Genomic DNA, 23,590 nt, shown 5'->3' with positions numbered 1-23,590 from the left:
TTCTTGTCCAGATCCACGCTCCGGGTTTCCCGCAGGCAGATCATGCCCACCACCAGGCTCACCCCGGTGATCACCACCGGGTACCACAGCCCATAGAAAATATCCCCGGTGTAGACCACCAGGGCGAACGATACGGTGGGCAGGAAACCGCCGAACCAGCCGTTGCCGATGTGATAGGGCAGGGACATGGAGGTGTAGCGAATGCGGGTCGGGAACAGTTCGACCATCAACGCTGCCAGCGGTCCGTAGCACATCGCCGAGATGATGATCAGCGCCACGATCAAGGCGACGATCATCGGCCGGTTGATCTGCTGGGCGTCGGCCTGTTGCGGATAGCCTGCCAGGGTCACCGCGCCGCGCAGGGCGGCTTCGTCGTAACCTTCGAGTTTCACGTCACCGACGCTGACCTGCACCGTGCTGCCGGCTGGGGCGGCGACGCTGCTGTAGGGCAGGCCTTGCTTGACCAGGAAGGTCTTGACTTTGTCGCACGGGCTGTCGAAACGCGCCTTGCCCACCGGGTCGAACTGGAAGGTGCAGGTGGCCGGGTCGGCGATCACGGTGATCGGTGCCTGGCGGCTTGCCTGGTCGATGGCCGGGTTGGCGTAATGGGCCAGAGTCTTGAAGATCGGGAAGTACAGCGCCGTCGCCAGCAGCAGGCCGATCATCAGCACCGGTTTGCGCCCGACCTTGTCCGACAGCCAGCCAAAGAAGATGAAGAACGGTGCGCCGATCACCACGCTGACAATCAGCAGGCTGTTGGCCAGGGCCGGGTCCATCTTCAGGAACTGGGTGAGGAAAAACAGCACGTAGAACTGTGCGGCATAGAAGGTCACCGCTTGCCCTGCGTTGATGCTGAACAGGGCGATCAGCACCACTTTCAGGTTTTCCCACTTGCCGAAGGATTCGCGAATCGGCGCCTTGCAGCTCTTGCCTTCTTCTTTCATTTTCAGGAAGGCCGGCGACTCATGCAGGCTCAGGCGAATCCAGGTGGAGATACCCAGCAGCAGGATCGACAACAGGAACGGAATGCGCCAGCCCCAGACCTCGAACTGGTCGCCAGTGAAATAGCGGCAGCCCAGCACCACCAGCAGCGAGAGCAACAGCCCCAGGGTGGCGGTGGACTGAATCCAACTGGTGTGGAAGCCGCGCTTGCCCATCGGCGCGTGCTCGGCAACGTAGGTCGCCGCGCCGCCGTACTCACCGCCCAGGGCCAGGCCCTGGAGCATGCGCAGCACCACCAGGATGATCGGCGCGGCAATGCCGATGCTGGCGTAGTTGGGCAGCAGGCCGACGCAGAACGTCGCCACACCCATGAGGATGATGGTCGCCAGGAATGTGTACTTGCGCCCGATCATGTCCCCCAACCGACCGAACACCAATGCCCCGAATGGCCGCACGATGAAACCGGCGGCGAAGGCCATCAGGGCGAAGATGAATGCTGTGGTGTCGTTGACCCCGGCGAAGAACTGCTTGCTGATCACCGCCGCCAGGGCGCCATAGAGGAAAAAGTCGTACCACTCGAACACCGTCCCCAGGGACGAGGCGAAGATGACTTTCTGGGTTTCCTGGCTGGTGCCGACGCTGCGCGTGGCTTCCAGGGGCTGAACATGCTCGGACATAGCGGTATCCCTCACAGTGATTGTTTTTGTTGTTCCACTGCGACGCCGGGGTGGCGTCTCCTGATTTGATGCGTTCCTTGAGTCGACACACTTTATTTACTGTGGGAGCGGGCTTGATCGCGAATGCGATCTGACCGTCAACGATTTTGGCGACTGACACATCGCCTTCGCGAGCCCGCTCCCACAGGTGTTTCTGTTGTTCTTCAGACCGTAGCAGGTGCTTTTTCGACGTCGGTGTTCCTCATCGCGGGATTGAGCATCATCTGCGCCGCCTTCTCGGCAATCATCAATGTTGGCGAGCAAGTGTTGCCCGAGGTGATGCGCGGCATGATCGAGGCGTCGGCAATGCGCAGGCCCTTGATGCCGTGGACACGCAGTTGTGCATCCACCACCGCGTCGCGATCCTGGCCCATGCGGCACGTGCCGACCGGGTGGAAAATCGTCGTGCCGATGCGGGCGGCGGCCTGGTGCAGTTCCTCTTCGGTTTGCAGGCTGGGGCCCGGCAGGTATTCCACCGGTTTGAACGTGCTCAGGGCCGGGGCCGCGACGATGCGGCGGGTCAGGCGGATGGCGTCGGCGGCGACTCGCAGGTCTTCGGGATGGCTCAGGTAGTTGGGCTGGATCAGCGGCGCTTCGTGCGGGTCGGCGGAGCGGATGTCCACCCGGCCACGGCTTTGCGGGCGCAGGTCGCAGACCGACGCGGTGAACGCCGGGAAGCTGTGCAGCGGTTCGCCGAAGCGTTCCAGGGACAGCGGCTGCACGTGGTATTCGAGGTTGGCCGAGGTCTGTTCCGGGCCCGAGCGGGCGAACGCGCCGAGTTGGCTGGGGGCCATGGACAACGGGCCGCTGCGGTCGTACAGGTAGCGCAGGCCCATGCCCATCTTGCCCCACAGGGTGCCGGCGATCTGGTTCAGGGTGCGGGCGTTTTCCAGCTGGTAGATCAGCCGCAGTTGCAGGTGGTCCTGCAAGTTGCCGCCGACACCGGGCAGTTCATGGGTCACGCCGATGCCCAGGCGTTGCAGCAGGCTGCGCGGGCCGATCCCGGAACGTTGCAGGATCCCCGGCGATCCCACGGCCCCGGCGCACAGGACGATTTCCTTGCGGGCCTTGAAGGTCATGCCCTTGCCTTGCCAGCGCGCGCTGATGGCGTGGGCGCGGTCGTCACGCAGCAACACGCGGTCGACCTCGACGTCGGTCAACACCGTGAGGTTGGCGCGCTGGCGAATCGGCTTGAGAAACGCCTTGGCCGCGTTCCAGCGTACCCCGGCTTTCTGGTTGACTTGGAAGTAGCCGCAGCCTTCATTGTCGCCGCTGTTGAAATCGTCGACGTTGGGGATGCCGCTCTGTTCGGCGGCGGTGCGGAACGCATCGAGAATCGGCCATGACAGGCGCTGGCGTTCGACCCGCCATTCCCCTGCGGCGCCGTGAAATTCGGACGCGCCGGCAAAATGGTTTTCGCTCTGGCGGAACAGCGGCAGCACGTCGTTCCAGGCCCAGCCAGAATTGCCCTCGGCGGCCCAGCCGTCGTAGTCCGCCGCCTGGCCGCGCATGTAGATCATGCCGTTGATGGAGGAGCAACCGCCCAGGACCTTGCCGCGCGGATAACTTAGGGCACGCCCTTGCAGACCGGGTTGTGCTTCGGTCTTGAAGCACCAGTCGGTGCGTGGGTTGCCGATGCAGAACAGGTAGCCGACCGGGATGTGAATCCACGGATAGTTGTCGCGCCCGCCGGCTTCGAGCAGCAGCACCCGGTGTTGCGGATGGGCCGACAGCCGATTGGCCAACAGGCATCCGGCAGGGCCGGCGCCCACGATCACGTAATCGTATTCATCGACGACAGGTTGCATTCGCGACCTCATTCTTGTTGTTGTGGGACCCATCCTAGTTGTTAGTTTTCGTCAAAAGAATGTTAGTTTTTGCGCAGCGGCTGTGCGTTTATAAACAGTCATGCCTTCAGGCGCGTTCAAGGATCGCCTCATGTTCGACTGGAATGACCTGCGTTATTTCCTGGAGTTGCAACGCAGCGGGCGTCTGCTGACGGCTGCACGGCGCTTGAACACCACCCACGCCACCGTGGCACGGCACATCGAGGCCATCGAGAAAAGCCTCGGCACCGCGCTGTTTGTCCAGCATGCCCAGGGCTATGAACTGACCCCGGCCGGCGAGACGCTGCTCAAGCACGCCGAAGCCATGGAGAACGTGGCGTTGCTGGCCCAGGAGGACATCACCCAGTCCAGTGCGCCCCTGGGCAAGATCCGCCTGGGGGTGACCGAAGGGCTGGGCATCATGTTTCTCGCCTGTCGCATGGAGGGGCTGTTCCAGCGCTATCCGGGGCTGGAAGTGGAACTGGTGGCGGTGCCGCGCTTTGTCAGCATCCTCAACCGTGAGGCGGAAATCAGCATCCACCTCGAACGCCCGGCGGCCGACCTGCTGGTCACCCGCAAACTCACCGACTACAGCTTGGCGCTGTACGCCAGCCAGGCCTACCTGGACCGCTCGCCAGCGCTGCGCAGCCGCGAGGACCTGGCCCGCCATGCCTGGATCGGGTATGTCGATGATCTTTTGTTCAGCCAGGAACTGATGTTCCTCAACAGCTTTTGCCGCAACCCTCGGGTGGTGTTCCACAGCACCAGCGTCATCGCCCAGCAGCAGGCCGCGCGCTCCGGCCTGGGGATTGCCGTGCTGCCTTGCTACATGGCCAGCGGCGACCCAACGCTGGTGCCGTTGCTGCCGGACGAAACCATCCGCCGCAGCTACTGGATCAGCACCCGTCGCGAGCTGCACAAATCCGTACGCCTGCGGGTGTTGTGGGATTACGTGGTGCAGCTGTGCGAGCGCGAGCAGGCGCTGCTGCTGCCCTGACTGTGGCGAGGGAGCTTGCTCCCGCTGGGGTGCGAAGCAGCCCTGATCCATTCATTGCGGTGGGTCAGGGACATTGCGAACTGAGGTTCAGGGCTGCTTCGCACCCCAGCGGGAGCAAGCTCCCTCGCCACAGAGGGCTGTGCTAGTGCTGGCCGCCCAAGCCCCCTTTTATGGCCCCCAATGACCTCAAGCCAACGCGGTGGCGTGCCTTAGTGTGGGAACTGCCAGACCCACAACAAGAAAGGCGCAACCCTTGCGCCGCCAAGAGGGGCCTTATGTCGGCAATCACGCCTTCCTTCCTGCTTCGAACCGCTGCCGTCGTATCGTTCGGCGCGTTGCTTGCCGCATGTGGCGATGAGGCCAAGCCGCCCGCGCCCACGGTATTCACGGCCATGCCCAGCGATGCGGTGTTGGCCCAGGTCTACGACAGCAGCTGCAAGCTCTGCCACGCCAACCCCGGTGCCGGGGCGCCGTTGACCGGCGATACGAACGCCTGGGCGCCACGGGTGGCCCAGGGCGCCGACACCCTGCTGGATCACGCGATCAACGGCTACAACGGCATGCCTCCGATGGGCCTGTGCATGCACTGTTCCGAAGAACAGTTCCTGGCCCTGATCGCCTTCATGTCCGGTCATCACTTCCAATAATAACTACGGGTACTACGGCATGACGATGGACTACTCACGGCGTCGGTTGCTGCAACAGGCCGGCGTTGTCGCGGCCTTTACGGCCCTGGGCAGCCAGGGCGCCCTGGCCGAGTTGATGCGCGCGCCGCGGCTGATCCCCTGGCGCAATTGGTCCGGTGCGCAGAGCTGCTTGCCAGCGGCGCGCCTGGCCCCCAAGGACCTCGATGAGCTGGTGAACGTGGTGAGGCGCGCCGAAGGGCGGATTCGTCCGGTGGGTTCCGGCCATTCCTTCAGCGCCCTGGTGCCCACTGACGGCACCTTGTTGTCGCTGAGTTTTTTCAGCGGCCTGTTGGCTCATGATGCCGCCAGCCTGCAAGCCGAGTTCGGCGGTGGCACGCCCATGTCCCGCATGGGTCCGGCGCTCAAGGCCATCGGCCAGGCACTGCCGAACATGGCCGACGTGGATTACCAGACCCTGGCCGGAGCCATCGCCACCTCGACCCACGGCACTGGCAAGGCCTTCGGCTCGTACGCGTCCCAAGTGGTCGGCCTGCAACTGGTGACGGCCAGCGGCGCGGTCCTCGATTGCGATGCCCAGCGTCATCCAGAAGTGTTCAAGGCCGGCCGAGTGTCCCTTGGCGCGCTGGGGCTGGTGACTCGCGTGCGCCTGCAGAACCGCGCCGCCTATCGCTTGCGCGAGCACCAGTGGGTGGCGAAAACCGAGGAGTTGCTCGAGGACGTGGGCACCAACACCCGGGACAATCAGCACTGGGAAATGCAGGTCGTCACCCATTCCGACTATGCGTTGTCGATCGCCCTGAACGAAACCGCGGATCCGGCCACGCCGCCGATCAGCCCCGAGGAGGAGGGCGGCAACGATTTCGTCAGCCTGATCGAAAACCTCGACAAGTACGGCAGCGACTTTCCAACGATCCGTCGAGCGCTGCTCAACAGCCTGCGGCTGGTGGCCGATTTCGACGACCGGGTCGGTGATTCCCATGACATCTACGCCAACGCGCGCACTGTGCGCTTCAACGAGATGGAGTACTCGGTGCCGGCCGAATACGGTCCGGCGTGCCTGCGGGAGATTCTGGCGCTGATCCGCGACAAGGACCTGCGCACCTGGTTTCCCATTGAATACCGCTACGTGAAGGCCGACGACATTGCCCTGAGCATGTTCGAAGGCCGGGACAGTTGCTCGATCTCGGTGCACCAGCATTATCAGATGGACCATCACAATTTCTTTGCCGCCATCGAGCCGATCTTCTGGAAATACCAGGGCCGTCCGCATTGGGGGAAATTGCATTCCCTGAACGCCAAGGCACTCCAGGCGCTGTACCCGCGCTGGACGGAATTCACCGAGGTGCGCCAGGCGCTGGACCCCAGCGGCAAGTTCCTCAATGGGCATCTTTCATCGATTCTGGGTTTGAGCTGAAGGAAGAACCTGTGGGCGCGAGCTTGCTCGCGATGGCGGTGCATCAGTCATTCCTGTCAGGCACAAAACCTGTGGCGAGGGAGCTTGCTCCCGCTGGGCAGCGCAGCGGCCCCAATCGGATAACACTGCTTTCCAGACAGATCGCGTCAGTCGGTTTACGACGGCTACGCCGCCGAGCGGGAGCAAGCTCCCTCGCCACAGGTGCTGTGAAACACTCTAGAACGCAAACGGAATACTGACCTTGGCCCAGAGCATTTCGCCCTCGGTGCGGTTCTCCACTGCAAACTCCTTGGCCCAGCGGATTTCGGCGCTGGCGTACTTGAGGAAGGTCAGGTGCAGCGCCGGGCCGATGGCAAAGACCTGGCCGCGTACGCCGTCGTCGACGTCCTGCCCGGCAAATTGCACGGTGCGGCCGTACTGTTTGTCGTCGGTGGTCTGTTTGAGGTAGTAGCCGTTGAGCCCCAGCATCACGTTGTCGGTCACGCGGTAGCTGGCGGAATAATCGAAGTGGAAGATCTGCCCCGAGCGGTAGTCGGTGTCCTTGTTCTTGCGGTTGAAGCTGTAGGTGGTTTTCATCGACACCTCGGTGTTTTCCGTGGGTAGCCAGGTGAAGGAAAACAGCGGTTTGTAGGTGTAGAAATTGTTGCTGGTATTGGCCAGTCGATCGGTGCTGTATTCGCCGGTCGGCACGGTGATTTCCACCGCCGCGGCCAGGGTCAGGTTCTTGCCCATGTCCCAGAGCACGATGGGCGAAATCGTGGTGTCGCCCATGCCCTCGCGGGTGTCATGCAGGCCGAACACCGACACTTCCTGCTTGATCCACGGTTGGGCGATGTAGATCCCCGCGCGCCCACCGGCCACCCGCAACGGGCTCAGGTAATCGATGCGCGGGACCACTGCCGTGGATTCGATTTCGACATCCGGCAGTTCGCCGCCCAATGAACTGATGTTGAATTTCCGCGCCTTGTAATGGTTGTAGTAGAGGTTGAACGCGACCATGTGGTCCGGAAGGCTGTCGACCTCCAGCGGCAACACAAAAAAGCCGTCGGTGCCCGGGCCGATGTTGTCCACCCCCGATTCGGTAGCCAGGGCGGGCAGGGCACCGCCGCAGGCCAGGCCGAGGGTCAATTGCAAGGCGAATGTCGTGCGGATCGGGTTCATGTGGGGGCTCATTATTATTGTTGGAGATGCACCGAAAGTCCGAGCCATACAAATAAGCCGTTCGCCGCCAACAGGGCAGGGTATTGGCGGCCATACAGGGGACTTGGGCGGCCAGATTTTTGTGCCCCACGATCCGCCGGGGCATGCTAACTTTGTGAAATAACCGGTTACAAAAACGCCACCTAACGTCCTCCGGAACCCGCCCATGCAGATGAAAGTCATCGACCCGACCTATGAATTGGCGTTGGTATCGCCATTCCTGCTACAGACCCTGGCCGAGGTTGTGGCGGACAAGGGTTTCGATGCCGCCAGCCTGTGTCGCGGCCTGGGGTTCGGCCTTGATGATCTGCAAGATCCCGCCCAGCGCATTTCCCACCGCCAGGCCGTGGTCATGATTCAACGGGCGCTCAAGCTGTTGCCCGAGCAGGGTCTGGGGTTGTGGGTGGGGGACCGCAACGTGCTTGGCACCCTCGGCCTGCTGGGCCACGTCCTATCATTGTGCGAAACCCTGCGCGATGCCTTTGCCCTAGGGGTTCGTTATCAGCACACCACCGGTGGCATCGCGGTGACCAGCGTCGAAGAAGCCACTGGCCGGATCATGGTCGAGGCGACCTGCCGGCTGCCTTTCGCCGAGATCCAGGTGTTTGCCGTGGAAGAGTTCTTCGCCAGCCTGATGGTCTATGGCCGGGCCCTGGCGGGGCCCGATTTCAAGCCCCTGGCCGTGGAGTTCATGCACGCCGCACCGTCCTATGCCCAGGAATATCAGTGGATCTTGGGACCGGATGTGCACTTCGGTTGCCGACACAATCGCATGCTGATCGACGTGCGCTGGCTGGATATGCGTTTGCCCAATCACCACCCGCTGGCCCTGCGCCAGGCATTGGCCTTGCTGGAGCAGGAAGCCACCGAAGTTCACCAGAAGATTGACCTGATCCAGACCGTGGAACGGGCCATTGCCCGAGACCTGACCCGTGGCAGCCACATCGAGAAAATCGCCGGTGATCTCAACATGAGCAGCCGCACCCTGCGTCGGCGCCTGAGCGAGCACAACCTGACCTTCGAGACCTTGCTCGAACAGGTGCGTCGCAGCCGCACCCTGAACCTGTTGGCCAATCCCGAGCTGTCCATCGAGCGCATCACCGAAGAAGTCGGCTACAGCGATGTGCGCAGCTTCCGCCGGGCGTTCCGGCGCTGGACCGGCATGAGCCCGAGCGCATTTCGCAATGAGAGCGCCGACGCCCGGCTCTAGCCACTGGGCGTCGAACACCTCGGCCCCGAGCTGTGAACTGACTGGCGGCGCTTGTCAGAAAAATCCTTAAAGAGTACAAATGTACTCCATGACGACTCTCACTCCTCGCCGCACCGCCATCCTGACCTTCATCCGCGAACGCATCGCCGATCAGGGCCAGCCTCCCAGCCTCGCTGAAATCAGCGAGGCGTTCGGTTTTGCCTCCCGCAGTGTGGCGCGCAAGCATGTGCTGGCGCTGACCGAAGCCGGTTTCATCGAGGTCAATCCGCACCAGGCCCGGGGCATTCGCTTGCTGAACCAGCCACCACGACCCGAGCTGCTGGACGTGCCGGTGCTGGGGCGAGTGGCTGCCGGGCTGCCGATCGGCGCCGATGCCGAGGTCCACAGTCGCCTGATGCTGGACCCGGCGATTTTTACCAAGGCGCCGGATTACCTGCTGCGGGTCCAGGGCGATTCGATGATCGAGGACGGCATTCTCGACGGTGACCTGGTGGGTGTGCAGCGCACGCCGCAGGCCGCCAACGGCCAGATTGTCGTGGCGCGCCTGGATGGCGAAGTCACCATCAAGCGCTTCGAGCGCATTGGCGAGCGGGTGCGTTTGTTGCCGCGCAACCCGGCCTACCAGCCGATCATCGTCGAGGCCGACCAGGACCTGGCGATAGAAGGGGTGTTCTGTGGCTTGGTGAGGCAAGGCTGATGGGCGCTGTCGTTGCGCTGGACACGCTGTTCAACGGTGGCCAGGTCTGGAAGGGCCGGCCTGCGCCGCCAGCCGCCAGCCCGCAACCCACCGGCCATGCGGCACTGGACGCGGCGTTGCCCAGTGGTGGCTGGCCGGAGGCGGCCTTGACGGAACTGCTCATCGCTGCGCCGGGCGTGGGCGAGTTGCAACTGGTGTGGCCGACCCTGGCGCGGCTGTCGGCGGCGGGGGAGCGGATCGTGCTGGTGGCGCCACCGTTCGTGCCCTATCCCCAGGCCTGGCAGAACGCTGGCGTCGACCTGCGTCGGTTGTCGGTAATTCGCGCCGATGAGCGCGATGCCCTGTGGGCCACCGAACAATGCTTGCGCTCTGGCAGTTGTGGCGCGGTACTGTGTTGGCCCCGCCAGGCGGACGACCGGGCCTTGCGCCGTTTGCAAGTGGCGGCAGAAACCGGCCAGACCCTGGCGTTCGCCTGGCGCTCGATCCAGGAGGCCATCAACCCGTCGCCGGCGGCCCTGCGCATTGCCATCGATACCCGGCCGGCGCAATTGCGCGTGCTCAAGTGCCGCGGCGGGTTGGCTCGTTCGGCGCCGATTGCCTTTGCCACGCTCGCCACACAAACCGGGCATTGAGGTTGCGATGCGCTGGGTCTGTATTCTCTTCCCGCAATTGGCGCTGGACGCTGCGCTGCGTCAGCGCCCCGATCCCGACCAGCCCCTGGCATTGCTGACCGGTCCGGCCCAGCGTCGGGTGCTGCAAGCGGTGAATGCGCCGGCACGAGCCTTGGGCTTGCGTCCTGGCCAGACCATGACCGCCGCCCAGGCCTTGAGCAAAGGCTTTGCCACCGCCGAATACGACGCGGCGCAAATCGAACACTGGCAACAGTTCCTGGCGGCCTGGGCCTACCGTTTCAGCGCCCAGGTCAGCGTGCATTACCCGCGTACGCTGCTGTTCGAGATCGAGTCGAGCCTGGGCCTGTTTGGTCCCTGGCCGGTGTTCGAGGCGCGCTTGCGGGCCGAGCTGACCGAGCTGGGCTTTCGTCATCGCATCGTCGCCGCGCCCAATCCGGTGGCGGCACGGGTGTTGGCCAATGCCTATGACGCCCTGGTGGTGCCCGACGCCGAGGCCTTGCAACAGTGCCTGGGAGACATGCCTGTGGAGCGTATCGGCCTGGAACCCGACGTCGCCACGGCGCTGTCGCGCATGGGCCTGCGCCGCTTGAGCCAGGTCCAGGCCTTGCCCCGGCAGACCCTGGCGCGGCGCTTCGAGGCCCAAGTGCTCAAGCACCTCGACGCGTTGATGGGCCATCGCACCCTGGCGCTGTCGTTCTACCTGCCGCCGGACCGTTTCGATGTGCGCATCGAGCTCAACTATGACGTGCAATCCCATCAAGCGCTGTTGTTCCCGTTGCGCCGGCTGACCGGTGACTTGTCGGCCTTCCTCTGCGGGCGCGACAGCGGCGTGCAGCGCTTTGACCTGCACCTGGAGCATGCCGGGTTGCCGGATACAGTGATCAAGGTCGGCCTGCTCAGCGCCGAGCGGGCCCCGGCGATGCTCTTCGAACTGGCCCGCGGTCGCTTGGAACAGGTGCAGGTCAAGGCCCCGGTGCGGGGTTTTCGCTTGTGTGCCGAGGACCTGCCGAGCTTCGTACCCCAGCGCCTGGAACTGTTCGACGAACGTCCCCAGCAATCATTGCCCTGGGAGCAACTGCGCGAACGCTTGCGGGCCCGGCTGGGGGATGAGGCTGTGCAGGGCCTGGGGTTTCGCGACGACCATCGGCCTGAGTGCGCCTGGCAGATGACCTCCCAACCCCGCTCCCAGACTTGTCCGGTGCGTGACGGCGTGCAGCGTCCCGGCTGGCTGCTGGAGGAGCCCCAGGCATTGGCGCAAGGTCAGGCGCACATCCTCATGGGCCCCGAGCGCATCGAGACCGGTTGGTGGGACGGCGCGGATGTGCGCCGTGACTATTACCTGATCGAAACCCGCCGCGGACAACGTGGCTGGGCCTATCGAACGGTGGGCGAGGGCGGGCCGCTGTGGCTGCAGGGCTGGTTCGCATGAACGTTGAGTATGCCGAGCTGCATTGCCTGTCGAACTTCAGCTTCCAGCGCGGCGCCTCCAGTGCCCTGGAGTTGTGCCGTCGCGCCAAGCAGCAGGGCTACCAGGCCCTGGCGATCACCGACGAATGCACCTTGGCCGGAATCGTCCGAGCCTGGCAGGCGGCCAAGGAGCTGGAGCTGCAACTGATCGTCGGCAGCGAGATACAGGTCGAGAATGGCCCGAAACTGGTGTTGCTGGTGGAAGACCTGGAAGGCTATCAAGCCTTGTGCCGGCTGATCACCCGCGCCCGGCGGCGCAGCGAGAAAGGCCACTATCGCATCGTGCGAGAGGACTTCGACCAGCCCTTCTCGGGGCTGCTGGCGTTATGGATAGCCGAGGGCAAAGATGCCGAGGAACATGGCCGTTGGCTCCAGTCGACCTTTGCCGGGCGCCTGTGGCTGACGGTCCAGTTGCATTGCGCACAGGACGACCGCCGCCGATTGGCAGACTCGCTGGCGCTGGCCGAACGCTTGGACCTTCCAATCGTGGCCAGTGGTGATGTGCACATGCACGTGCGTGGCCGTCGTGCCCTGCAGGACACCATGACCGCCATCCGCCACCACGTCACGGTGGCCGAGGCTGGCCAGCGCCTGCACCCCAACGGCGAGCGCCACTTGCGTAGCCGCAAGGATCTGACCGATCTCTATCCGCGGGCCTTGCTCGACGAAACCCTGAACATCGCCCGGCGTTGCACCTTCGACCTCGGCCAACTGCGTTACCAATACCCCCGTGAGCTGGTGCCCGCGGGGCATGATCCGGCGTCCTGGCTGCGGGAGCTGACCGAGCGCGGCATGCGCGAGCGGTGGAAGGATGGCGTGACAGACAAAGTGCGGGCACAGATCGACAAGGAGCTGAGCCTGATCGCCGAGCTGGGTTATGACAGCTATTTCCTCACCGTGCAGGACATCGTCAGCTTCGCCCGCAGCCGTCATATTCTTTGCCAGGGGCGTGGTTCGGCGGCCAACTCGGCGGTGTGCTACGCCTTGGGCATCACCGAAATCGATCCCAGCCTTACCAGCCTGTTGTTCGAACGCTTCCTGTCCCGGGAGCGCAACGAGCCGCCGGACATCGACGTCGACTTCGAACACGACCGTCGCGAGGAAGTGCTGCAGTACGTGTTCCAGCGCTACGGTCGTCATCGTGCGGCATTGACGGCGGTGGTCAGCAGTTACCACGGCGCCGGGGCGGTGCGCGATGTGGCCAAGGCCCTGGGCTTGCCGCCGGACCAGGTCAACGCCCTGGCCGATTGCTGTGGCCGCTGGAGCGACGAGGCGCCGCCAGTGGAGCGTTTGCGTGAAGGTGGCTTCGACCCGGACAGCCCGGTGTTGCGCCGGGTTCTGAGCCTGACCCAGCAATTGATCGGTTTTCCCCGGCATTTATCCCAGCACCCTGGTGGCTTCGTGATTTCCGAGCAACCCCTGGACACCCTGGTGCCGGTGGAAAACGCCGCCATGGCCGATCGCACCATCATCCAGTGGGACAAGGACGACCTGGACGCGGTCGGGTTACTCAAGGTGGACATCCTGGCCCTGGGCATGCTCAGTGCGATTCGTCGCTGTTTCGACTTGATCGAGCGCTATCGGGGCCAGCGCTACGCCCTGGCGTCACTGCCCAAGGATGATCGGGCGACCTACGAAATGATCAGTCGCGCCGACACCATCGGTGTGTTCCAGATCGAGTCCCGGGCGCAGATGTCGATGTTGCCTCGGCTGAGGCCCAAGACGTTCTACGATTTGGTCATCGAAGTGGCCATCGTACGCCCCGGGCCGATCCAGGGTGGGATGGTGCATCCGTACCTGCGCCGCAGAAACAAAGAAGAGGCGGTGACTTATCCCTCTGAAGCGTTGAAGCAAGTGCTCAACCGCACCCTGGGTGTCCCCTTGTTCCAGGAGCAGGTCATGCAGATCGCCATCGTCGCGGCCGATTACACCCCGGGTGAGGCAGACCAATTGCGTCGCTCCATGGCGGCCTGGAAACGTCACGGTGGGTTGGAGCCCCATCGGGAACGCCTGGCGCAGGGGATGAAAAAAAACGGCTACACCGCTGAGTTCGCCGCGCAAATCTTCGAACAGATCAAAGGCTTCGGCAATTACGGCTTCCCGGAATCCCATGCCGCCAGTTTCGCCTTGCTGACCTACGCCAGCAGTTGGCTCAAATGCCACGAACCGGCGGCGTTCGCCTGTGCCCTGATCAACAGTTGGCCCATGGGGTTCTACAGCCCGGACCAGATCCTCCAGGATGCCCGCCGGCATCAACTGTCGATCCGCCCGGTGGACGTGGGCGCCAGCGATTGGGATTGCAGCCTCGAGCCCATGGACGGTCGACAACCGGCGATCCGCATGGGGTTGTGCATGATCAAGGGCTTTCGCGAAGAGGATGCCCGCCGTATCGAAGCGGCCCGCCGGCATCGGCCCTTCAGCGACGTGGCTGACTTGGGCGAGCGCGCGCAGCTCGATGCCCGGGCCCAGGCGCAATTGGCCGATGCGGGGGCTTTGCAGGGTTTGGCCGGTGATCGCCATCGTGCCCGCTGGGAAGTGGCCGGGGTGCAGAAACAACTGGGCTTGTTCGCCGGTTTGCCCTGCCAGGAGGAACCGTCCGTGGCCCTGCCAAAACCTACGCTGGGGGAAAACCTGTTTGCCGATTACACCACGCTCGGCACGACACTGGGCCCTCATCCATTGGCCCTGCTGCGCCCCGAACTGCGCGCACGGCGCTGCCGCAGCTCACGGGAGCTGCAAGAGGTGGAGCATGGCCGCAACGTCAGCGTCGCCGGGCTGGTTACCGGTCGCCAACGCCCGGGCACGGCCAGCGGGGTGACCTTTGTCACCCTGGAAGATGAATTCGGCAACCTCAACGTGGTGGTCTGGCGCGACTTGGCCGAACGCCAGCGCAAGACCTTGGTGGGCTCGCAACTGCTCAAGGTCGACGGGCGCTGGGAAAGCGTCGGCGAGGTCCGCCACCTGATTGCCGGGCGCTTGAGCGACCTGACCGAGTTATTGGCGGGTATCCAGGTGCAAAGCCGTGACTTTCGCTGAGCCTCAGCAACACCGCCGTTTTGGTGGCGAGGGAGCTTGCTCCCGCTGGGCTGCGTAGCAGCCCCCCAAAAAAATGGTTTACGCAATCCATCAGGCACACCGCATCAGCCGGTTTACGACGGCTGCGCCGCCGAGCGGGAGCAAGCTCCCTTGCCACAGGATCGGGCCTGGATCGACCAGCATGAAACCAAACGCCAACCCAGCGCTCGAAGCTCTGATCCCAAGGGGTTTGTGGATGCCGACTCCCTGCAGGCATTTTGAGGTTCAGAATCGATCATGCAGTTTCTATCCCAAAATCACGGGTGCCCTGGATGGGGCGGTGAAATGGCCGGGCGTATCCGGGCGTTCGATTGGAGCCGGACCGAGTTGGGCGCCATCGAGCACTGGTCCGCCAGCCTGCGCAGTGCCGTCCAGTTGTTGCTGGCTTCGCCCCTGCCGATGGTGATGTTGTGGGGCCGCCAGGGCTTCATGATCTACAACGATGCCTATGCCGAGTTTGCCGGTGGCCGCCATCCTTACCTGCTGGGGTGTGCAGTGGAGTTGGGTTGGCCGGAGGTCGCCGAATTCAATCGGCATGTGCTGGACGTCTGCCTGGCCGGCGGCACCTTGTCCTACCGCAGCAAAGAGCTGGTCCTGCTACGCGATGGCAAGCCTGAAGATGTGTGGATGGACCTCTATTACAGCCCGGTGCCCGATGACGACCAGTCCCCGGCGGGCGTGCTGGCGATTGTGGTGGAAACCACCGAGCTCGTGTTGACCGAGCGCGCCCGGCAAGAGGCCGAACGCAGTTACCGAGCCGTCAACGAGCGCATCCAGTTGGCCCTCTCGGCCGGACCATTGCTGGGGTCGTTCGTCTGGGACATCCAGGCCGACACACTGTCGGGCGATGAGCGTTTCGCCCGTACCTTCAACTACCCGCCAGACTGTTCGCTGGACGCACTGCCCATCGAAATTGCCCGCCAGCGCATCCACGCCGATGACCTCGAAGAGGTCAACCAGCGGGTTGAACTGACCTTGCGCACGGGCATCCCCTACAGCGCTGAATATCGGGTGCGCCGCGTGGGCGGTGATTACCTTTGGGTGCTGGCCAGCGGTCGCTGCGAATTCGATGCCACGGGCAAGCCCTTGCGTTTTCCAGGTGTGCTGATTGACATCAATGAACGCAAGACAGCCGAAGCTTCGCTGCTCAAATTCACCCGCGACCTGGAACAGCGGGTCGCCGACGAGGTGCAGGCGCGGCTGGCGGCAGAAGAGCAGTTGCGTCAGTCGCAAAAGCTCGAGGCCATTGGCGGTCTCACTGGCGGCGTGGCCCATGACTTCAACAACCTGCTGCAAGTGATTGCCGGCAACCTGCACTTGCTGGCCCGCCACGAACGGGACAACGTCAACGTGCAACGGCGGGTCAGTGCCTCCATCGAAGCCGTGGAGCGGGGGGCCAAGTTGTCATCGCAACTGCTGGCTTTTGCCCGGCGCCAGCCATTGTCACCGGCGGTCTACAACCCACGACGCATCTATGATGGCATGGGTGAACTGTTGCAACGGGCCTTGGGCGAAACCATCCAGATTGAAGTGAGCCTGCCCCAGGAGCCCTGGTGCATCCATGTCGATCGCAATCAATTGGAAAACGCCTTGTTGAACCTGGCGATCAATGCTCGCGATGCCATGGGCGGCGAGGGCACCATCCGCCTGATTGGGGAGAACATCGTGCTCGATCAAGCGTTCTGTGCCGGCAAGGGGATCTCGGCCGGCGACTATGTCCGGCTGTCGGTGATCGACTGCGGTGCCGGCATGCCGCCCGAGATCCTGAAGCAGGTGTTCGAACCCTTTTTCACCACCAAGACCGATGGCCAGGGCACGGGGCTTGGATTGAGCATGGTGTTCGGGTTCGTCAAGCAGAGTGGCGGCCATATCGAGATCTCCAGCGACCTGGGCGAGGGCACGCGAGTACGGATGTATTTCCCTCGAAGCCTTGCGCCCGAAGCGGGCGAAGCCGAGCAACACGACGTGTTTCAGTCCGGCAGGCAAGAGACGATCCTGGTGGTGGAGGACAACAACGAGGTGCGCAGCGCGTCGGTGGAACTGCTGGAACAGTCCGGCTATCGGACCCTCACGGCTGCCAACGGTGATGAGGCGATGAAGCTGCTGCTGGAAGGCATCTCGGTCGACCTGATCTTCACCGACGTCGTCATGCCCGGCCTGATCAAGAGTTCCGACCTGGCCGCCTGGGCCAAGGTGCAGAAACCGCCGGTCCCGGTGCTGTTCACCTCGGGGCACACCCGGGACATCATCTCCCGGAATCATCAACTGAGCCCCGATACCCATTTGTTGAGCAAACCCTACGGCCCGGACGCGCTGACCCGGATGGTGAGGCGTGTGCTGGGCGGCTGATCGCGGCGCTGCAAACAAATGGAACCGAAGCCGTCGCGTCACCTTCGAATGTTCAAGACCGGTCATCCATCCGGCCCTGTCATGAACGAGGTGCCTATGAACGACGATCCCGCAAACACCCAGCAACAAGGCCAGACGCAAACCCCGTCCCCGCGCAATGACCCGGCGATCGATCCCAAGCTTGCGGCGGACTCATCGGACACCCAGTCCGTCAGCCCCGCCGGGACTGACCAGGCCCAGAGCGCGGCCCCGGAGGTCGATCAGAAGAATCTTCATCGGGACAACGACAATACCTTCAGCCCTGGCTTCGAGCCGGATCCAGATCGGCCGAAGTCCGGCGAAAGCACGGATGCGGATATCGACACCGACGGTGGTTAACCGCTAACCCGATATGTCGGAACAGTGGTGCTGATGAGTCGTTTGGCGCTTGGGCTGCCTCAGTGCCTGCCTTTCCAGCGGTCCAAGGCAATCAGCACCAGAGACACCACGACGAATCCCAGCAGTACCATCACCGCATTAAGGAACACCCGGGGGTAACCCAGCGTGTCCACTTCGATAAAGGGATAGGGGTAGGCGCCGACAAAGTAACCACGCACCAAGGCGTAGATGAAATAGACCAGCGGATAGATCAGCCACGGCCAGACATCTTGCCATTGCAAAGTGCCCTTGGGCACGCAGAACCACCAATAGATCACGAACAGCACCGGCATCACGTCATGCAGCAATTCATCGGCCACCCACTGCAAGCCCTGGGGGTTCCAGACATGGCGCAGCAGCAGGTTGTACGCCACCCCCACGAGTATGATGGCAGCGGCTACACCGCCCTGGACCGTGGGCTTGAGAAAGAATCGCCGCAGCGCCGAATCCCCTGAGGTGGCCGCATAGGTCAGCACCACTGCCACCAGGATATTGGTCAGCACCGTAAAATAACTGAAGAAGATGTCTACTCCGCCCCACAGGCTCTTGCCGCCCTGCCAGCGCGAAGTCAGGATCAGGTAGAGCTGGAGAATCAATGCGAACCATCCCAGCAGTGCGGCGATTTTCACCGCGATACCGCCAGCGCTTTGCGTTAACACCGGTTCATCGCTCATGACTTGGCTCCTGCTTCGCGGCACCTGCGACTGCAAAGCCCCAAGAGGTTGGATGCTTGTATCAGCAGGATGGTCTTGAGCAAGACCCTAGGAGCGTGGGTTGCAATATTCTACTGTCAGAAATGACAGTGCTGACCAGCGGTAGCCATGAACACCGACGGACTTGGGTTGAATAAGGCCATCTTCATGAAGACGGCCCTTATTCTGTGCCTCAGGACTACTTGCTCGGATGAGCAGCCTGCAGTTTCTTGGCTTCTTCCAGGTGATGTTGCAGGTCTGGCAGCATCTTCTGGGCGAACGCCTTGAGTTCGGTATTGCCAGCCTTCTTATCGTCGGTAACGGTTTCGGCTTCTTTCTTGAACAGGACGATGGTTTCTTCGTGGGCCTTGACCTGGTTGTTGGCATAGGCCGCATCAAAAGACTCATCGCGCACGTCGAGAATCTTCGCCTTGGCTTTTTTCATCAACGTGGTGTCGTCGGGTACCTCGATATCATGTTTTTGCGCCAGGGCTTTCAGCTCTTCGTTGGCCTTGGTGTGGTCAGTGATCATCTTGTTGGCGAATGCCTTGATGTCCGCCGATTGGCTTTTTTTCAAGGCCAGTTTGCTGGTCTCGATTTCTGCAATTCCACCGGCCGCCGCGTTATCGACAAAGTCGTTGGAAGTCGCGGCCCATGCCATGCCCGTGCTGGTACTCAGGGCAACTGCCAGGCCGAGTTGACGCAGGGTGAATCTGTCCATAGGTAAGTCTCCGCACAGGTTGAAAGAGCGATTCTTTTCGTCTCTGATCAATGGAGAGCGGGGGCCAGACAAAGGTTTGATTGGAGCGCGTTGCGTTACGACGAACGGTCACCGCTGGTCGGATTGGCGGTCGACAGAACCCCGTCGACGAGGCCATCCTGATCATCGACGAGCGCTGTAAAGGCGTCTTCCACCGACCCACTGAAGGAGGTGTTCCATGCCGGTGTCCCACGATTTGTGCCAGGACCTGAACTGCACAAAAGACCACATCCAGCAAAAACGCAGCGAGGATCCGAGGCTCGATTCGTTACTTCAGAAATATTCCCAACTTGATGCCGAGGTCGTTGACGCTGAAAAACCATCATCGCCGGGGCTGTCCAGCAATGTCCTGGAGGCGCTCAAGAAGAAACGCTTGCTGCTCAAAGATGAGATTGCAGAAAAATTGAAGTAGCCGAGAGGCTGGCCTGCCTGAGGGGCCCTTTTTGAAGGGCCCTGAACGTGTAGGGCGAAACTCAATGAACCCGTGGCGAGGGAGCTTGCTCCCGTTGGGCTGCGCAGCAGCCCCAAAACCATTCGACACGGGGCACCCGGAAAAACGCTTTGGCAGGTTTTACACTTTTGTGGCAAGGGGATTTATCAGGTCAGTGGATCCCAGCGCTGCGACCAGTCGCTGCCGGTCTTGACGATCTCTCGCAATACCTCGAATGCCTGCTGCAACGCCGCTGAATCCCGATCGCGGGAGTAGACCAGGTAGGTGGGGTAGTTGAATTCCGGTGCCTTGGGCACCCGTTCCAGGATGCCGCTGTCCAGGTAGCTCTGCACGACTCGGGTGCGGAAGTAGCCGCTGCCGCCGTTTTCCAGGATGTACTGCAGGGCCAGGGGGCCGAGGTTGAAGGTCACGGCGGCCTTGGCCTTGTCCGGTAGCGCGGTGTCGTGTTGGCGCCGGAAGTCCGCACTCCAGTCGATGTACACGTAGGGCTCGGGACGGGCGGCCAGGCGCACCAGGATGAGTTTCTCTTCCAACAGCTGTTCTACCTGCAGGCGCGGCCAGTATTCGGGCTGATAGACCACTGCCGCGTCCAGCAAACCCAGCTCCAGCTGTTGGAGCAGTTTCTCGCCGTCGCGGATGTCCATGCGCAGGGCATGGCCGGGAATTTTCTGGCGCAGCTCGCCGGCCCAGGCGAGCATCAAGGGATTGCACAGGCTGACCTCGCCCCCCAGGTGCAAGACGTTGCGATAGCCCTCGGGCAGTGGCAGGTCCCGACGGGCCGCTTCCCAGGTCTGCACGAGCTGGTTGGCGTAGACCACAAACGCCTCGCCGTCGCTGGTCAATCGCGCGCCGGCACGATTGCGCACGAACAGTGCGCAACCAAGCTGGCTTTCGAGCTTCTGGACCCGGGCGGTGATCGCCGTCTGGGTCACGTGCAGCTTTTCGGCCGCTGCAGCGAGGCTGCCGTGGCGGACGATTTCCAGGAAGGTGCGGGCGAGATCGATGTCCATGTTCAGGCCGATACGGGGGAAGCGGGCATTGTAAGAGCTGCCGCGCCTCGCCGATACCGGACATTATTGGACGGCTTGGACCTGTGCCGTTCGCGCCCAAGGGGCGACCAGGCGTTCTGGCGTGCGGCAGGCCTTGTGCTTGAAGACGAAACCACGGCACTTGTCGGCGAAGCCGTGGCGATTGTCCACCATGTCATGTCGCATCTGCGCGAGCTCACCCTCGCGGCACGCCTGGATCGCTGACAGGCTCCGCTCGGCCTTGCGAACCCGGATACTTTCATAGTTCGGATCGAGCAGCGCACTGTTGGCTCGTTGCAGCAGCCACAGGCCGAACTCGTCGGGGCAGCGTGGTCCGATTTCCTGGACCATGCCGTAGCGCAACGCCTGGAGGGCGCTGATCGGCAGGCAGTCCCGGGTGAGTTTCCAGGCCATGTCCGGCCCGACCGCGCGGGGCAGGCTGTAGGTCCAGTATTCAGAGCCGTACAGGCCCATGGTCGCGTAGTGCGGGTTGAGCACGATGTCACGGCGCGCCAGCACGATATCGGCCGCCAGAGCCAACATCACACCGCCGGCCCCGGCGTTACCCGTCAGACCGCTGACCACCAGTTGCCGTGCGCTGAACAACTCAAGGCAAACGTCATCGATGGCCTGTATGTTGGCCCAGGCCTCCAGGCCGGGTTCGGCGGCGGCCTGGATAACGTTCAGGTGCACGCCGTTGGAAAAGCTGCCGCGCCCGCCGCGGATCAACAGCACCTGGGTGTCCCGGGACTTGGCCCAGCGCAATGCCGCCACCAGCCGTTGGCATTGCTCAGTGCTCATCGCCCCGTTATAGAACTCGAACGTCAGCTCTCCCACATGGCCGCATTCCCGGTAGCGAATGGGCTGATAAGACTCATCGCTGAACGGCTGGCGGGCCAGGGAACCGTCGAGCACCGGGACGCCTTCGAGGAGGTTCGACAAAACATGGCGCGCCGGACGCTTGAAGGTCCGGTCGCCGGGCTGCGGCTTGCGGCGCAGGGCGCCGATCCACAGGCTTGTATCCCCTGTCGCCACCAACACTGCATCGTCACGCACGGCCAGCAGTTCGCCGGGCAGGCCGTGGCGAACGTCCGGATGGGCGTCGTACAGGTAAAACTGTTCGCCGGCCAGGCTCGCGAGTACGCCGGGTTGACCGTCGGCCGCGTCGATGCAGCGCTTGATGAAACCGCTGCTGTCGTGCCAGCTGAAGGCGCGATGGGCCTGGGTCATGTTCGGTTGCAGGCGTCCGACCACGTCATGACGGCCATAGTCCAGTGGCACCGGGATGAAACCGTCGAGGTACTTCTCCACGACCTCGCGGATGCAACGAATGGCGGCGTCGCTGACCGGGCCGTTATACAGCTCGGATTTGCGCAGGCCTTGGGGCAGGTCGAATTCGCAGGTGGCCCAGACTGGCCCGGCGTCCATTTCCTCTACCGCCTGCAATGCCGTGACGCCCCAGCGCTCGGGCTGCCGAGTGATCGCCCAGTCCAGGGCGCTGGCGCCGCGGTCGCCGACAATTCCGGGATGAATGATCACCACCGGGCGCCGCGGATTGCGCCATAACTGCTCGGGCACACGGTCCTTGAGAAACGGGCAGATCACCAGGTGGGCGCCGCTTTCTTCGATTTGCCGGCAGACCGAGGCCGGATCGGTGAACAGCACGACGCTAGGGCGATAGCCGGCCTCGCGCAGGTCCAGCCAGGCGCGTTGGGTCAGGCCGTTGAAGGCACTCGACAGCAAAATGATCTTCAGTGTGGGCATGAGTCTCTCTTCCGTGAGATGAGCAGGCGCCGGCTCCCGATGAGCCGTCCCTGGCTTGATGGAAGCGCTACATTAGCGGCTGGGGGAGGAGCGACAACTGACAGGGATCAAGGTTGTGAGTGCAAGGCAGAATCAGCGCAGGGCAGAAACACGAATCCCGCCACGGGGGCGGGATTCGTTTGCAATCAAAGGCCCGCGAAGAACGCGAGCGCAGTCTCAGCCAGGGAACAGCTCGGACAGTTTCATGGCCAGCATCATCTCGCCTTCGGTACGCAGCTTGCCGCTCATGAACGCTTGCATGCCGTCGGTGCTGCCGTCGACGATGCCTTGCAGGGTTTCGCCGTCCATCACCAGGGTCACCTGGGCGTCCGGGTTTTCGCCTTCCTGCAGTTCGCAGGTGTTGTCCTTGACGACCAGCGAAAAATTCTTGGTATCGTCGATGCGGAAACCGAATACCAGATCCAGGCCGGCAGCGGCGGCTGGGTTGAACTTGGCTTTCATGGCTTGTACGGCGTCAGCTACGGAGGTCATGGTTTCGATCCTTATTTGGGTGGTACAGCAAGGGTCTACAGTAATCCGGACTCAGCGAAAGGTGATGAGGTCCGGGGCCTTCAGCAGTTGCAGGTGGGCATGGCTGTTGAAGGAAGCCAGGGCCACCTCGCGGCCCCTGAATTTCAGGTGGTTGAGCGAGGTGTTGACGATTTGCCAGTTCAGTTCGAAGGCCTGTCGGGCCGGTATCTGGGTGATCAGGTGGAGCAGGGCGGTGATGGTGCCGCCGGAGGTGAACACGGCGATTTTGTGGGTGTTGTCGGCTTGCTCCAGGATGCGCTGCAGGCCCGCGTGGACCCGCTCGACAAAACCCAGCCAGCTTTCCAGGCCCGGCGGGTCATACTGGCCGCTGAGCCAGCGTTCGACGATCAGCGCGAAGATGCGCTGGAATTCGGCGCGGTTCTGCGCAGCGTTGCGCAGGATATGCAGCGCCTCGGGCTCCTGGGGAAGCATGTCCGGCAGCAGGGCGCGAATGACCGCGTCGGCATCGAACTCGTTGAACGCGGTGTCGGTTTCCAGCCCGGGAACCGGTAACCCGGCGGCGGACATCTGTCCCAGCGCGCCGATGGCGGTATCCTGTTGGCGACGCAGGTCACCCGAGAGGCAGCGATCGAATACGACACCGAGCTCCGCCAGGTGGCCGCCGAGCACTTGCGCCTGGCGCACGCCATTGGGTGAAAGGACATCGTAGTCGTCCGCACCAAAGGAGGCCTGGCCATGTCGAATCAGATAGATACTGCCCACGTCCGCGTCATCC

20 protein-coding genes are annotated in these 23,590 nt (G+C 63.0%); 11 read left to right on the top strand and 9 right to left on the bottom strand.

The window, feature by feature from the left end; all coding sequences use genetic code 11:
- Both V7773_RS02895 and V7773_RS02890 read right to left on the bottom strand, forming a co-directional pair.
- Positions 1-1,619, bottom strand: a 1,619-nt coding sequence (locus tag V7773_RS02895) for an MFS transporter (protein WP_336072308.1), incomplete at its 3' end; no start/stop codon positions are given.
- Between the two features lie 203 nt (positions 1,620-1,822).
- Complete coding sequence (locus V7773_RS02890) at positions 1,823-3,466, bottom strand: GMC family oxidoreductase (protein ID WP_336072307.1); 1,644 nt, start codon at positions 3,464-3,466, stop codon at positions 1,823-1,825.
- A 130-nt stretch (positions 3,467-3,596) separates the two neighbouring features.
- Here V7773_RS02890 and V7773_RS02885 point away from each other — a divergent pair, with 130 nt between their 5' ends.
- The 3 genes from V7773_RS02885 to V7773_RS02875 all read left to right on the top strand — a co-directional run bounded on the left by V7773_RS02885 (position 3,597) and on the right by V7773_RS02875 (position 6,542).
- Positions 3,597-4,481: a LysR family transcriptional regulator gene (locus V7773_RS02885; RefSeq protein ID WP_063322025.1), complete on the top strand. Its 885-nt coding sequence runs from the start codon at positions 3,597-3,599 to the stop codon at positions 4,479-4,481.
- A gap of 275 nt (positions 4,482-4,756) precedes the next feature.
- A complete protein-coding gene (locus tag V7773_RS02880) occupies positions 4,757-5,128 on the top strand; it encodes a c-type cytochrome (protein ID WP_063322024.1) in 372 nt (123 codons plus the stop codon).
- 115 nt (positions 5,129-5,243) lie between these two features.
- Positions 5,244-6,542, top strand: a complete 1,299-nt coding sequence (locus tag V7773_RS02875) for a D-arabinono-1,4-lactone oxidase (protein WP_336072318.1) — start codon at positions 5,244-5,246, stop codon at positions 6,540-6,542.
- Positions 6,543-6,758: 216 nt separating this feature from the next.
- Here V7773_RS02875 and V7773_RS02870 read toward each other — a convergent pair whose 3' ends face one another.
- Complete coding sequence (locus V7773_RS02870) at positions 6,759-7,703, bottom strand: SphA family protein (protein WP_072347648.1); 945 nt, start codon at positions 7,701-7,703, stop codon at positions 6,759-6,761.
- A gap of 205 nt (positions 7,704-7,908) precedes the next feature.
- Between V7773_RS02870 and V7773_RS02865 the strand changes: the two genes are divergently transcribed.
- The 7 genes from V7773_RS02865 to V7773_RS02835 all read left to right on the top strand — a co-directional run bounded on the left by V7773_RS02865 (position 7,909) and on the right by V7773_RS02835 (position 17,550).
- Positions 7,909-8,952: an AraC family transcriptional regulator gene (locus V7773_RS02865; RefSeq protein WP_336072302.1), complete on the top strand. Its 1,044-nt coding sequence runs from the start codon at positions 7,909-7,911 to the stop codon at positions 8,950-8,952.
- 79 nt (positions 8,953-9,031) lie between these two features.
- Positions 9,032-9,649 carry a transcriptional repressor LexA gene (gene lexA / locus V7773_RS02860; RefSeq protein ID WP_013692700.1) on the top strand — a complete coding sequence of 206 codons (618 nt, stop codon included), beginning with the start codon at positions 9,032-9,034 and terminating at the stop codon, positions 9,647-9,649.
- Positions 9,649-10,281 carry a translesion DNA synthesis-associated protein ImuA gene (gene imuA / locus V7773_RS02855; protein ID WP_336072299.1) on the top strand — a complete coding sequence of 211 codons (633 nt, stop codon included), beginning with the start codon at positions 9,649-9,651 and terminating at the stop codon, positions 10,279-10,281. The genes lexA and imuA overlap by 1 nt, the downstream gene beginning before the upstream one ends.
- A 7-nt stretch (positions 10,282-10,288) precedes the next feature.
- A complete protein-coding gene (locus V7773_RS02850; RefSeq protein WP_336072296.1) occupies positions 10,289-11,710 on the top strand; it encodes a Y-family DNA polymerase in 1,422 nt (473 codons plus the stop codon).
- Positions 11,686-14,784, top strand: coding sequence for an error-prone DNA polymerase (locus tag V7773_RS02845; protein WP_336072294.1), 3,099 nt, complete (start codon positions 11,686-11,688; stop codon positions 14,782-14,784). Before V7773_RS02850 ends, V7773_RS02845 begins: the two co-directional genes overlap by 25 nt.
- A 276-nt stretch (positions 14,785-15,060) precedes the next feature.
- Positions 15,061-17,172 carry an ATP-binding protein gene (locus tag V7773_RS02840; RefSeq protein WP_336072292.1) on the top strand — a complete coding sequence of 704 codons (2,112 nt, stop codon included), beginning with the start codon at positions 15,061-15,063 and terminating at the stop codon, positions 17,170-17,172.
- Between the two features lie 96 nt (positions 17,173-17,268).
- Positions 17,269-17,550, top strand: a complete 282-nt coding sequence (locus tag V7773_RS02835; RefSeq protein WP_170862004.1) for a hypothetical protein — start codon at positions 17,269-17,271, stop codon at positions 17,548-17,550.
- Between the two features lie 59 nt (positions 17,551-17,609).
- Here V7773_RS02835 and V7773_RS02830 read toward each other — a convergent pair whose 3' ends face one another.
- Both V7773_RS02830 and V7773_RS02825 read right to left on the bottom strand, forming a co-directional pair.
- On the bottom strand, positions 17,610-18,263 hold the full coding sequence (locus V7773_RS02830) for a Pr6Pr family membrane protein (RefSeq protein ID WP_336072290.1): 654 nt from the start codon (positions 18,261-18,263) through the stop codon (positions 17,610-17,612).
- A gap of 217 nt (positions 18,264-18,480) precedes the next feature.
- Positions 18,481-19,002, bottom strand: a complete 522-nt coding sequence (locus V7773_RS02825; RefSeq protein ID WP_336072287.1) for a DUF4142 domain-containing protein — start codon at positions 19,000-19,002, stop codon at positions 18,481-18,483.
- Between the two features lie 217 nt (positions 19,003-19,219).
- Between V7773_RS02825 and V7773_RS02820 the strand changes: the two genes are divergently transcribed.
- Positions 19,220-19,453: a DUF465 domain-containing protein gene (locus tag V7773_RS02820; protein WP_336072285.1), complete on the top strand. Its 234-nt coding sequence runs from the start codon at positions 19,220-19,222 to the stop codon at positions 19,451-19,453.
- A gap of 185 nt (positions 19,454-19,638) precedes the next feature.
- Here V7773_RS02820 and V7773_RS02815 read toward each other — a convergent pair whose 3' ends face one another.
- The 4 genes from V7773_RS02815 to V7773_RS02800 all read right to left on the bottom strand — a co-directional run bounded on the left by V7773_RS02815 (position 19,639) and on the right by V7773_RS02800 (position 23,577).
- A complete protein-coding gene (locus tag V7773_RS02815; RefSeq protein ID WP_003200177.1) occupies positions 19,639-20,502 on the bottom strand; it encodes a LysR family transcriptional regulator in 864 nt (287 codons plus the stop codon).
- Positions 20,503-20,565: 63 nt separating this feature from the next.
- Positions 20,566-22,284, bottom strand: a complete 1,719-nt coding sequence (locus tag V7773_RS02810) for a hydrogenase maturation protein (protein WP_336072282.1) — start codon at positions 22,282-22,284, stop codon at positions 20,566-20,568.
- A 216-nt stretch (positions 22,285-22,500) separates the two neighbouring features.
- A complete protein-coding gene (locus V7773_RS02805; protein ID WP_336072280.1) occupies positions 22,501-22,815 on the bottom strand; it encodes an SCP2 sterol-binding domain-containing protein in 315 nt (104 codons plus the stop codon).
- A gap of 51 nt (positions 22,816-22,866) precedes the next feature.
- On the bottom strand, positions 22,867-23,577 hold the full coding sequence (locus V7773_RS02800; protein WP_063322010.1) for a histidine phosphatase family protein: 711 nt from the start codon (positions 23,575-23,577) through the stop codon (positions 22,867-22,869).
- Positions 23,578-23,590: the final 13 nt, after the last annotated feature.

The organism is Pseudomonas sp. 3JA (genome assembly GCF_036961705.1).
Classification (GTDB): Bacteria; Pseudomonadota; Gammaproteobacteria; order Pseudomonadales; family Pseudomonadaceae; genus Aquipseudomonas; species Aquipseudomonas fluorescens_Q.
This window is presented reverse-complemented; position numbering and strand designations above follow the sequence as displayed.

Bases quoted from the DNA above. Each gene is read 5' to 3' on its own strand.
- V7773_RS02890 (WP_336072307.1), bottom strand. From the start codon at position 3,466: ATGCAACCTGTCGTCGATGAATACGATTACGTGATCGTGGGCGCCGGC.
- V7773_RS02885 (WP_063322025.1), top strand. From the start codon at position 3,597: ATGTTCGACTGGAATGACCTGCGTTATTTCCTGGAGTTGCAACGCAGC.
- V7773_RS02880 (WP_063322024.1), top strand. From the start codon at position 4,757: ATGTCGGCAATCACGCCTTCCTTCCTGCTTCGAACCGCTGCCGTCGTA.
- V7773_RS02875 (WP_336072318.1), top strand. From the start codon at position 5,244: ATGCGCGCGCCGCGGCTGATCCCCTGGCGCAATTGGTCCGGTGCGCAG.
- V7773_RS02870 (WP_072347648.1), bottom strand. From the start codon at position 7,703: ATGAACCCGATCCGCACGACATTCGCCTTGCAATTGACCCTCGGCCTG.
- V7773_RS02865 (WP_336072302.1), top strand. From the start codon at position 7,909: ATGCAGATGAAAGTCATCGACCCGACCTATGAATTGGCGTTGGTATCG.
- lexA (WP_013692700.1), top strand. From the start codon at position 9,032: ATGTACTCCATGACGACTCTCACTCCTCGCCGCACCGCCATCCTGACC.
- imuA (WP_336072299.1), top strand. From the start codon at position 9,649: ATGGGCGCTGTCGTTGCGCTGGACACGCTGTTCAACGGTGGCCAGGTC.
- V7773_RS02850 (WP_336072296.1), top strand. From the start codon at position 10,289: ATGCGCTGGGTCTGTATTCTCTTCCCGCAATTGGCGCTGGACGCTGCG.
- V7773_RS02840 (WP_336072292.1), top strand. From the start codon at position 15,061: ATGCAGTTTCTATCCCAAAATCACGGGTGCCCTGGATGGGGCGGTGAA.
- V7773_RS02835 (WP_170862004.1), top strand. From the start codon at position 17,269: ATGAACGACGATCCCGCAAACACCCAGCAACAAGGCCAGACGCAAACC.
- V7773_RS02830 (WP_336072290.1), bottom strand. From the start codon at position 18,263: ATGAGCGATGAACCGGTGTTAACGCAAAGCGCTGGCGGTATCGCGGTG.
- V7773_RS02825 (WP_336072287.1), bottom strand. From the start codon at position 19,002: ATGGACAGATTCACCCTGCGTCAACTCGGCCTGGCAGTTGCCCTGAGT.
- V7773_RS02820 (WP_336072285.1), top strand. From the start codon at position 19,220: ATGCCGGTGTCCCACGATTTGTGCCAGGACCTGAACTGCACAAAAGAC.
- V7773_RS02815 (WP_003200177.1), bottom strand. From the start codon at position 20,502: ATGGACATCGATCTCGCCCGCACCTTCCTGGAAATCGTCCGCCACGGC.
- V7773_RS02810 (WP_336072282.1), bottom strand. From the start codon at position 22,284: ATGCCCACACTGAAGATCATTTTGCTGTCGAGTGCCTTCAACGGCCTG.
- V7773_RS02805 (WP_336072280.1), bottom strand. From the start codon at position 22,815: ATGACCTCCGTAGCTGACGCCGTACAAGCCATGAAAGCCAAGTTCAAC.